Here is an 11,708-nt window from a genome sequence, read left to right on the forward strand (position 1 = left end):
CTAATATCGCGTAAAACACCCCAACGTCTTCGATCAGGAAACGAAATATTTGGACAAACAGTTATCACGCGCCAAAACAAGCAAGCGATTAGCGTTATGCTTGCGCTAAGTGTGAGCAACAACATGCTTTGCTGATCCTGACAATGAATTTTCTTCACTGTCTACTTTGCGCCCCATCGATGCAGTACACTTGCTGTTAGCAGTATATTAATCGTAAAACCAGTAAGGACTTGGCGTATCAAAATTCTACACACCTCTGATTGGCATCTCGGGCAAAACTTCTTTACTAAAAGCCGAAAAAACGAACATCAAGCCTTCTTAAACTGGTTGCTTGTGCAAATACAGGCACATGAAATTGATGCGGTAATCGTTGCGGGTGATATTTTTGATACCGGTACACCCCCCAGCTACGCTCGGCAAATGTACAATCAATTTGTGGTAGAGCTAAGTAAACTCACCTGCACGTTAATGGTGTTAGGCGGTAACCATGATTCGGTTTCTACCCTAAACGAGTCCAAGCAATTACTCGCGTGTTTGCACACCCATGTCATCGCTAATACCTGCGACGATATAGAGCAACAAGTTATCGAACTAACCGACTCTAATGATGAGGTGGGCGCCATTTTATGTGCCATTCCCTTTATTCGCCCCCGTGATGTATTGCAAAGTCGCTCAGGTGAAACCAGTGAAGATAAAAAGCTCGCCTTAAGCGAAGCGATAAAAGACCACTATGCCAACATCTATCAACATGCAGTCGCCCGTCGAAATTACATAACAACTGGCACAGAAAAACACATACCCATTGTCGCGACCGGTCACTTAACAGCCTTGGGCGTCAGCCAGTCTGAATCTGTCCGTGAGATTTATATTGGCACCCTAGATGGCTTCGCTGCTGATGGTTTTCCCCCTGCGGATTACATCGCGCTGGGGCATATTCACCGCCCGCAGATAGTCGCCAAGTCAGAGCATATTCGCTACAGCGGTTCGCCCATTCCTTTGAGTTTTGATGAGCTAAAATCACAAAAGCAAGTCGTGCTAGTGGAATTTGACCACACAGGCCAGCGAACAATTACGCCGTTAGCGATCCCACTGTTTCAGCCAATGGCTATGCTCAAAGGAGATATTGACAGCATTACCCAACAATTAGCGGCTTATCCCATGCGTAGCAGTGAAGATGAAGGCGCAGAGCAAAGCAACGAACTAGCCACTTGGCTATGTATCCATGTTGAAGTGCAAGATTACTTAAGCGACTTACAGCAAAAAATTCAAAGCTTGATCGAAGGACGAAACGTTGAAGTGCTGCAATTGCGCCGCGCCAGAAATAAAACCGCGCAAAGTTTACAGCAAATAAAAAACGAAACCCTTGCCGAGCTCACCCCGTTCGATGTGTTTGAAAAACGTCTCGCTCTTGAAGCATTCGAGGGAGAGCAAGAGCAACAACGCTTAATCCAAATACGTGAAACGTTTGCCAATATAGTAGAAGAAGTACGTCAAGAGGAGGCAAAATAATGAAAATTCTTAGTCTTCAATTTAGCAATTTAAACTCTCTAAAAGGCCAGTGGAAAATAGATTTTCGCCAAGCCCCTTTTGCCGACAATGGCGTGTTTGCCATCACTGGCCCAACTGGCGCGGGTAAAACAACCCTGCTTGATGCGATTTGTTTAGCGCTCTATCACGAAACCCCGCGCTTAGGTGCCTTATCGGCCAACAATAATGAGATCATGACTCGTGGCACCGCCGAGTGTAGCGCCGAAGTGGAATTTGAAGTGAAAGGTGTGGCTTATCGCGCATTTTGGAGCATGCGCCGTTCACGGGGAAACGCCGATGGCAATTTGCAAGCTGCCGTGGTTGAACTAGGTGAAGTGGTATCCCAGAAGGTCTTGGCCAATCAGATCAAGAAAAAATCAGAACTTATCGAGCAAATAACCGGCCTCGACTTTGGCCGATTCACCAAATCCATGATGCTCTCACAAGGGGAGTTTGCAGCGTTTTTAAATGCCGATGAAAAGCAGCGCGCTGAACTATTAGAAGAGCTCACGGGCACCGAAATATACGGGCTTATCTCAGAGCGTGTTCATCAGCACTACAGCCAAGCCAAGCAACAACTGGCTGAATTAGAGGCGCAAGCGAAAGGCGTACAGTTATTAACCACTGAGCAAAAACAACAATTGCAAGACGAGCAACATACCTTGCTTGTTGAGCAAAACGCAGTGGGCAAAAAAATAATAGCCCAGCAAGCTCATGTGAATTGGTGGCAACAACTTAACGGCGCCAATAGTGCACTCACCCAAGCGAAACAACACGTCGCGCAAGCCCAAGCAAACAAAGAGCAAGAAAAAGAAGCGCTGCAACGCCTAGCCAATAGTCACCCAAGTGAAGCTTTGCGCGCCCCCTTTGAGCTATTAAACGACACACAAACCCAATGTGAGCACGATAAAAAAAATATTACACAAAGCACCGCCTTACTCACCAAAAGTCTTGTTACGCTAGATGAGCGTAAGCGTGTTGCACTGACAGTAAGCAATGAACTAAAAGCCAGCAAAGACAAGCATTTCGCCCAAGAAAAATGCCTTAACGATGACGTTATCCCCCTTGATAACGACATAGCTAAACATCAAGAGCAGACGGCTTACGTTCAAGAGAAGCATAACAACCTTAGTGCCAAAAAGGCCGTAATACTCACTGAGCACCAGCGTGCACAAGAAGCGCTGACCTCGCAGCAACAACATTTGGCCCAAGCCGACAATTACCTTGAGTCTCACAAAGCCGATGGCGCCTTGAAACAATTCTTAGGTCAGTGGCAAGTACAAGCCAGCCAACTACAACAAGCGCAGCAAAGCCAAGATGCCCTAACCGTAAAAATGGCCGATGAACAACGCCAGTTAGTAGCCGCGCAACAAGCCGAGCAAAGCAAGCAAAAGCAGCATGCTGACAGTGTTATTCAGGCCAATGGCCTGGAAAAAAGCTACCAACAGCAAGCGGCGCAATTAGCCACGTTTGAGCGCAACGGTGATTTAAGCGCATTAGAACAGCGCCTTAGTATGCTAAGTCAAGTATTGCCTGATCTTTTAACACTCAAAAACACCCAAAAGCAGTGGCTGAACCAACACCAAGAGCTGACGCAAAAGCATAACGCCATCGAGCTTAATAAAGCCGAGCAAAGCAAACTAAATACTCAGCGTGACGCCCTTAAAACCCAATACAAGACACAAGAGCAGCAAGTTAAACTGTTCACGCAGTTGGTTAGCCAAGAAGAGCAACTCGTACAATTTCGCGCGGCGCTTGAACAAGGCACACCCTGCCCTTTATGCGGCGCAAAAGAACATCCAGCAGGCAGCGATGTAGCGGTAGATATTCCCCAGACCATTGGGCAAAAGCAACAAGCCGAGCAGCAGCTTAATCAACTAAAAGAACAAGGACTTGAGGTACGCGCTAAGCTTGAATCCCTTATTCGCGCACAAGCAGAATTAAGCCAACGCATTGATTGGTTGCAAAATGAGCAAAGCGCTCAAGTTCAACATTGGCAAACATGCACAGCGCATATCCAAAGCACAGATAACACCATACTTGCAGGTGCAGACACCCAGCTATTGGCCATTGAAAACAGCGAACAGCTTGCCCATTTTGATGCGCAAATCAAAGCTGAATCAACCCAGTTAAGTGAGTATATTAAACAGCTCAAAACGCAAACCAATTTGCTCAATCAGCACAAAGAGCAATGGCAGCAAAGCCAAGCCCACGTGCAGGCCTACGACTCAGCTTGGCAACTTGCTCAGCATGCACTGCAAAGTCTCACCCGCACCGTGCAAACGCTTAAAGAGGATCACGCCAAGCTTAGCCAAGTTATTGCTCAATTAAACGCTAAGTTAACAGAGCAAATTCAAGGCCACGGCTACCCGGCCCCGCAAGATAACGAACTACTCAATTGGCTAAAAAACAAAGAGCACGATGCCACACAATGGGAGCAGCACACTACCCAGCGCAGCGAGGCCCTAAGCCAGCTTGAAAAGCTCAAAAGCACTCATGAGCATACGCAAGCGCAGTTGTCGGACCTTGATGCCCAGTTAACGGCTATCAAGCAAGAACGAGATAGTTTGACCAGCAAGCTTGCAAGTCTTAAAGAAAAGCGCTTTGCGCTATTCGCTGACAAATCAGTCAAAGACGAGCGCGATAAACTAGCCCTGTCCCTGCGCGCACTCGAGCAAAGTGTAAATGAGGCACAAGAAAAGCTTAGCCTTGCTGAGCGCGAGCACAATACTCACGCAGCCAACGTACAAAATGCTCAGGCACAGCTGGCGCAAAATCAGGCACGCTTGCACACTCGCCAACAAGCGTGGCTTGAGCGTTTAAACAACAGCCCTTTTGCTGATCAACGTGCCTTTGAAGCCGCCTTACTTGATGAAGCCACCCGTACGTCACTCGAACAACTTAAACAGCGGTTAGACAACGCACACGCCAGAGCACACGCATTACTTGAGCAAGCCCAAACACAGGTCACCACCTTACTAAGTGCGCCAAACGCCGAGCAATGGCGACAAACCAGCATGCAAGATGTGACAACCGCCCTAGAAGCATTGACTCAGCAGCAACAGGCTCTCACTAAACGCGAAGGGGAAATTAGCCACGCACTCAGCTCAGACAGCCAGCGCACAGGCGAGCAACAAACCTTGTTACTGCAAATTGACCAACACAGGCAAGAATTCGAACACCTGCACTACTTACATTCGTTGATTGGCTCACAAAAAGGTGACAAGTTCCGCACTTTTGCCCAAGGGCTTACCCTTGATAACCTAATGTATTTGGCCAATAAGCAGCTGGAACGCTTACACGGTCGTTACCTGCTTAAACGCAAAGCCGACGCCAGTCTGGCGCTTAGCGTAATAGACACATGGCAAGGGGATATTCAACGAGACACCAAAACCTTATCCGGTGGTGAAAGCTTCTTAGTCAGCCTTGCGCTGGCACTGGCCTTATCAGAATTGGTCAGTCATAAAACCAGTATTGATTCGCTGTTTCTTGATGAAGGCTTTGGCACTCTAGACAGTGAAACCTTAGATATAGCTTTAGACGCGCTAGATAATCTGCATGCTTCAGGCAAAATGATAGGCGTGATCAGTCATGTTGAAGCCATGAAAGAGCGGATTGTGGCGCAATTGGCAGTGACTAAAAAGAGTGGTTTAGGGGTAAGTGAGTTGGATCGTAAGTACGCGGTGGTTTGATCTTGCTAGCGCTAGGGGAGCGCTGCGCTGATTTATCGCTACGCGACTAAGATTACGCTTCGCGTCAAGCGTTTGCTGCGCAAGCTAACTATGCACTTCGCTTACCATGTGCGGTGCACACTGAGCATGCGCGATGCTTACCGTCATCCATGACGTTTTTTGACTCTCATCTCTACGAGCCAGTAACTTCTTTTCAACAGCCAAAAGAAGTCACCAAGAACGACCGATCTCCAACCAATTTTTTAGCCCATATTTTTCATCGGCTTCTATGTCTAAGCGGCGAGATGTTACCTTTGTGCATCCATGCAGATCGCCTGTAAAACACTTTGTTTATCAGGTTCTTCGAAAACTTAAAATACAAAACTCAGTTTAACTCCATCCTTGGTAACGCACCCCATAATGGAGTTACAGCTTCACCATCCATGGCGAATCGTTCACCCGACAAGATCGATGCTCCTAAACGTCACGGGGTCACCCATATCTGGACATCTGACAAGCCAATTCAAAATATAGAAAATTGGAGTCGTGAAAAAATCAGTGACTACGTCGCCAAAAGAAACTGCTACGCCGCTAGGATAGCGGCTTTTCCGAGTGCGGATTTGAAACACGTTAACATGGGTATATTGTTGACTCACCACGTGAAAGAATTGAGTAACTTTACCTGTCTTATGCTTTCCAATATGAAAACTACCTCTTAAAAAGTTTTATCTATTTGATGTATGCAAAGCTACTGTACCCATAGAGCTCTTTTTAGAGCGTTATGTCACGATAATAGCTCTGTATATAACTGTGATTTAGTAGGTTTTATATTGTAAATGGAGCATGCTGCTTCAAAAAAGCTATCCCGCTTAAATCAGCTAACAATGTTAGCAATTTGCATGCTAATAATAGCTTCGATACGTTATGTATTAGGCGGGTAACAAGATACGGTGATTTGCTACTTATTTGTGGTGGGCCATACAAAAACTAAGGCTAATCTAGTGAAAAAAAGCTATGAGAAGGCGTTAAATTTAAAATTATAAGAGGTACATAATGGAGTTTACGAATAAACGCACCATCCTAATTACGGCATATTTATTGTTGGTGTTGGCAATAACACAGGCTATTTATACTGCTCTTTATGTTGCTGAAATAGGCTTTTCAAGGCAGATTTTATGGGGGCTAGAAGCAGTAGTATTTACTGTTCTTGTCTCTTTTGCCGGTGCGGCTTTGACGCAGGCAAAAAACTATCAATTGGGATGGTCAGCTATTGCATTTAGTGCTGTGCTTAACATCGTGCAGGTAAGTATTGGCCTGAGTTTGTTTTCATCATTTGGAAAAGTTGCGGGTAACGTTGAAGGGGCACAACCTTTAATTGGTGGTGTGGTTGCTTTGTCTTTCATGATTTACTATGCAGCCAAAGTGTTATTGGGGTTAGCAGCACTTGTTTTTGGAATGGCAAGTTTAGCAAAAGGTGGCAAAACGATAGGAGGCCTTACAGCGTTAGCGGGTGTAGTTGCAATGTCTGCCAATGGCATACTAATTACCTTTGGCCGTGATGGCTTTCTTCCCTCAGGCGTTGCTGGCGGTTCAGGAGTGATTGCAACGTTACTTTTAGCGATATGCTTGATAAGTCTTTACCGTAAGGAAGATTAAGGCTTAATGTCTTACGCGTGAGAGTCTTTTTAAATAAAGAATAAACATCGGTGCATAGTGTATGTTCCGATGTTTGACGTTGTATGTAGCAAAATTCTTTGGCATCTAAAAGATGGTTCGCTACGTTTTAACGAATTATTGCGTATGTTAGGTGGCGCAAGGAAAATAAAAGGGTCAGAGACGTTTAAGTATTAGGCAAAAGAATTACAGACATATCAGCCCTCTTTTCCCCAAAAAGGAGTGATGTTATAGCCAACATAAATTCAGAACGAGTACCCTGCTAATTCGGCAAATCGTTTCCTAGATAAAAGCGTTGCTCACCTATGCGCTGCGCTTACCGGCATTCATGCCTTTTTTCAAGCCTCATCCATGAGGCGATCGCGGCCCGACGTACTTTTCTTCAACAGCTAAGAAAAGTAAGCACAAATTCATCGGGAATGAATTGAACATCCATAGGATGGCCTCAGCGATTATCGCACAAGGTTAAATGCATGGACGCATTTCATAAAAGAAGCCGCCCTGCGGCAAGTCACTTATTTCCTGTGCGTCTCACTTAACACCGGTCGTGAAAACGCGTTCCCGACGCGTCTTTCACTCAGATTGCTCCATGTAATCTGACCAATGTCAGCCTTAGATGCTCGGGGTGCTTTGAGTCGGGACAAAATCAAAAGCACGACTATGTCACCGGAGCTTTGTTTGCGATGTGCTGTGCACACTGGGCATGCGCTGCGCTTATCGTTTTATCGTTTTTTTAAGCGCTGGCTGTTTATGGGTGAAATACTTTCTTTTTGTGAAAGGTCTACTTATCTTCTTTAATATGCCGATAGCTTATTAAAGCGTTATCGTACTATTACAGACCGCTATCTTTCCAAATAAACCTAAAGGCTCAAAATGCATAACATGACGATTCGACAAAAATTATTTGCGGGCTTTGGGTTAGTGTTATTTATGATGGTGTCCTTAGTTGTTATTGGTATTCAGAATGTGAACTACATTGATGAGACCTTAACCGAAATATCTGATGTTAATTCAGTCAAACAGCGCTACGCAATTAACTATCGAGGAAGTGTGCATGACCGGGCAATTGATATACGCGACGTCGTATTAGCGACCAATAATGCTGAGGTGCAAGTATTAGCGCGTCATATTAATACCCTAGAAACCTATTATCATGAGTCTGAGCAGGCGATGAAAAACATGATTGACTCGGGTGTGATTTTTACGCCTGAAGAAGCGAGTATTTTAACAAAAATCGCTGCTATCCAGAAGAAAACAACCCCGCAAATTCAACAGATAATTACGCTAACGCAACAGGGGGATGGCTTACAGGCTAAGTCACTACTCGCCTCTGAAGTTGCGGGTGATTTTAAGCAATGGTTAAAAGTCATTAATGCGTTTATTGACTATCAAGAAGAAGTGAATAAAGTCGCTACCCCAAAAGCACGGGAAGTAGCGGGTAATTTTCAATATCTCATGGTGATTATTACCAGCATTGCCATTCTTATCGGTGTGGGCGTCACGGTTTTTATCAGTCGTAATTTAACCAATCAATTAGGAGCAGAACCCTCTGTAGCGGCCGATGCACTGGCGAATATGACCTCCGGCGATTTAAATACCCAAATCGATACGTGTTGCCCTGAAAGCTTAATGGGCTCAGTGGTCACCATGCGCGAAAAATTGCGCGGGATCGTAGCCAGTATTTTTAGCGGCGCAACTGAACTTGCCGCGCAAACTCAAATGGTCTCTGCTGGCTCTGAACAAGTGTATACAGCCGCCCAAATACAAGCCAAACTTACAAGTGAAACAACTGAAAGCCTTAATACCATGCGTCAAGGACTGGCACATGTGTCTGAATCCATGTCCCAGTCAGAAATCAATTCCGCGGAAACCTCTAAATTTGCCAAACTAGGCAAAGAAAAAATCGATGAAAGCGCCCGTGAAATGGAATTAATATCTAGCACGGTTGGTGCAACCGTTATGCAAATTAAACAACTAGAAGACCGAACCAAAGAGATTGGCAGTATTATCAGTGTTATTGGCAGCATCTCTGACCAAACCAATTTATTAGCCCTTAATGCTGCTATCGAGGCAGCCAGAGCAGGCGAAAGCGGCCGCGGGTTTGCGGTAGTGGCTGATGAAGTTAGAAACCTATCACTGCGCACAGGTGAAGCCACCCAGCAAATTGAAAGAATGATAAACGAAGTACAAAACGAAACAGCCGCTTCGGTGATGGCAATGGAAAAAACCCAACCCCTAGTTGAAAACGGCCGCGCGTTAACCATCGAAACAATAGATTTATTGCTCAATATCGAAAAACAAGCGAACGGCTCATTGATTAACGTGCAAGAAGTGGCCAGCGCAACCAATCAGCAAGTGGCGTTTATCGAAAAAATATCCATCTCAATGCAAGACATCAATACCATGTCAGCTGAATCAATCACCGCCCTGCAAAAAAATAATGAAATCACCCAATCACTTGATGCTTTATCGCAGGAATTAAAAGCGACTGTGGGTTATTTTAAACTCGGTTGAGGGGCATCGAGTCGATGTGCGTAAGGGAGTGTATGTGCTGCGCGCACTTAGCCGTCATTGCGCTAGAGTGATTACGCTTCGCGCACAGTATATGCGCTACGCTTACCGCAATCCTTTGCGTTTTTTGATACGGCATCCTTGCCGCACCAGTGACTCTTTCTTCTACAGCTAAGAAAGAGTAACCAGACAAAGTTGTCGGGAACAACTTTGAACATCCGAAGGATGGTGCGCAGCACGTAGGGCATGGATAGCCCGAAGTAAAGAAGCCGCCCTCCGGCAAGTCTCTATTCCCTGCGCGTCTTGTCTAACACTGGTCGTGAAAACGCGTTCCCGACGCGGCTTTCACTTAAATGACATTCATGTCATTGATCCAGTGTTAGCCTTCGGTGCTCGGGGTTCCTTGAGTCGGGACAAAATCAAAAGCACGACTTTGTCGCCAAAGTATGCGCTGCGTTTATCGCAATCCATGACAGTAAGCAAAGCTATTGCCCCGAGTGCGCAGCACATAATAAGAAACGCGAATACTTCGAGAAAATAAAGAACCAATTTCCCTATAATAATTCATTCATAATAAAAATAGATATCTTCTGATCCCAATGTAACCCCCGCGTAACCGCATTGTTACTGACTTGTAAACGCATACGACCTTCGTCTACAGGTCGATAACACCCCTTACATGCATTTCTGGTGCTTGAGCGGATAAAAGTTAGACGGCATACTCGATTTTCCTATATGAAAATAGTCACTTGAGAATGTTTTATGAATGCGGAAACACGCAGTTATCGACGGTATGTCCTGTTTATTCTTACTTTGGTTTATATATTCAATTTTGTTGATCGGCAGATTCTGGTCATTCTGCAAGAGCCGATTAAAGCTGAATTAGGTTTGTCTGATACCCAGCTTGGTTTATTAACCGGCTTTGCCTTTGCTTTGTTCTATGTGGTGGTGGGTATTCCCATTGCACGTTGGGCCGATGTGGGCAATAGGCGCAATATTGTCAGTATGGCCTTGGTCGTGTGGAGCGGTATGACAGCAGTATCTGGTTTGGCACAAAACTATACCCAATTACTACTGGCCAGAATTGGTGTCGGTATCGGCGAAGCCGGTGCGAGTCCGCCTTCTCACTCTATGATATCCGATTATTATGAGCCTGAAGAACGTGGTGCGGCCATGTCTATCTATAGCATGGGGTTGTATTTGGGTATTTTGGTTGGCCTATTACTAGGTGGCTGGTTAGCTGACAAAATTGGTTGGCGTATGGCGTTTTTCGCGGTGGGTTTACCCGGTATTTTGATGGCCGTTGTGGTGCGCTTTACCCTTAAAGAGCCTCCTCGTGGTGGTTCTGGTATGGTGTCTGACCCAACTGTGGGTCAAAAATATACCTTTAAAGAAACCCTTAGTTATTTATGGAATTCTAAACCCTTCCGTAAAGCGGCGTTTGCTGCGGGTTTCTGTGCTTTTACCGGTTACTCTACGTTAACCTTTATCCCTTCTTTCTTAATTCGAAGTCATGGTATGAGCATCTCGGAAGTGGGTGTGTCGCTGGGTCTTATTATTGGTTTCTCAGGTGTGATTGGTGCCCTAAGCGGCGGTTTTTTGGCTGACAAATTCGGCAAAATAAATTTACGTTGGTATATGTGGGTACCGGCTATCGGCGTGTTACTTTCAGTGCCGTTTGCTTTGTTGGCATTAAGTCTAGACTCATTAACCTGGGTATTGGTATGCATATTTATCAGTAATGTTTTTGGTTCTTGTTACCTTGGGCCGACTATCGCGATTTCTCACCATTTGGTTAAGCCATCAATGCGTGCAACCACATCGGCTATTTTGTTCTTTATTTTGAATATAGTCGGATTAGGCTGTGGCCCTGTCGTGACCGGTATGATGAGTGACGCTTTGACTCCCGAATATGGTGCCGAATCTCTGCGTTATGCTTTGATGTTCTCTAGTCTCGTTATTCTGCTCGCGGTAGTTCAGTACATTCGCAGTGGTTCAGCCGTTAATAGACTTACCGACGACGACCAAAAGGTAACTGCTTAGGCAATAGCCTTGCGCAGTAAGGATTAAGCATTTAATTTACTAACATAACTATAATAACGCCTCTTAAAAGCAGTTAATTTTTGAGGCGTTATTATAAAGCGTTGTCATTGCCCTACCCCAGACTTAAATAAGCAACAAGATTGCTTACGTTCTTTTTATCACGCCTGATGCTTTATTAACGCTCTATCAACTTGCAATACGTTGGCTACCTTGCCTTTGTTTATTCGCTACATTACCTCGCTTGCCTACGCCCCACTTTAAAGCAAAAAGTCAGTATATTTA

Annotated in this window: 5 protein-coding genes; all 5 read left to right on the top strand. The window is 45.2% G+C overall.

Features of this window, described 5'->3' with window-relative positions; translation table 11 throughout:
• Nucleotides 1-237 precede the first annotated feature (237 nt).
• The 5 genes from sbcD (at nucleotide 238) to GQR89_RS16790 (ending at nucleotide 11,426) form a co-directional block, all read left to right on the top strand.
• A complete protein-coding gene (gene sbcD, locus GQR89_RS16770) occupies nucleotides 238-1,509 on the top strand; it encodes an exonuclease subunit SbcD (protein WP_158772306.1) in 1,272 nt (423 codons plus the stop codon).
• Nucleotides 1,509-5,219: an SbcC/MukB-like Walker B domain-containing protein gene (locus GQR89_RS16775; protein ID WP_158771105.1), complete on the top strand. Its 3,711-nt coding sequence runs from the start codon at nucleotides 1,509-1,511 to the stop codon at nucleotides 5,217-5,219. The genes sbcD and GQR89_RS16775 overlap by 1 nt, the downstream gene beginning before the upstream one ends.
• A 1,032-nt stretch (nucleotides 5,220-6,251) precedes the next feature.
• Entirely contained in the window at nucleotides 6,252-6,854 is a 603-nt protein-coding gene (locus GQR89_RS16780) for a thiamine biosynthesis protein ThiC (protein ID WP_158771106.1), read from the top strand.
• An 891-nt stretch (nucleotides 6,855-7,745) separates the two neighbouring features.
• Complete coding sequence (locus tag GQR89_RS16785; RefSeq protein WP_158771107.1) at nucleotides 7,746-9,386, top strand: methyl-accepting chemotaxis protein; 1,641 nt, start codon at nucleotides 7,746-7,748, stop codon at nucleotides 9,384-9,386.
• Nucleotides 9,387-10,145: 759 nt separating this feature from the next.
• Nucleotides 10,146-11,426 (top strand): MFS transporter, encoded by a 1,281-nt coding sequence (locus GQR89_RS16790; protein WP_158771108.1) that lies wholly within the window; start codon nucleotides 10,146-10,148, stop codon nucleotides 11,424-11,426.
• Nucleotides 11,427-11,708: the final 282 nt, after the last annotated feature.

Origin of the sequence: Paraglaciecola sp. L1A13, assembly GCF_009796745.1 — a bacterium.
GTDB lineage: Bacteria > Pseudomonadota > Gammaproteobacteria > Enterobacterales > Alteromonadaceae > Paraglaciecola.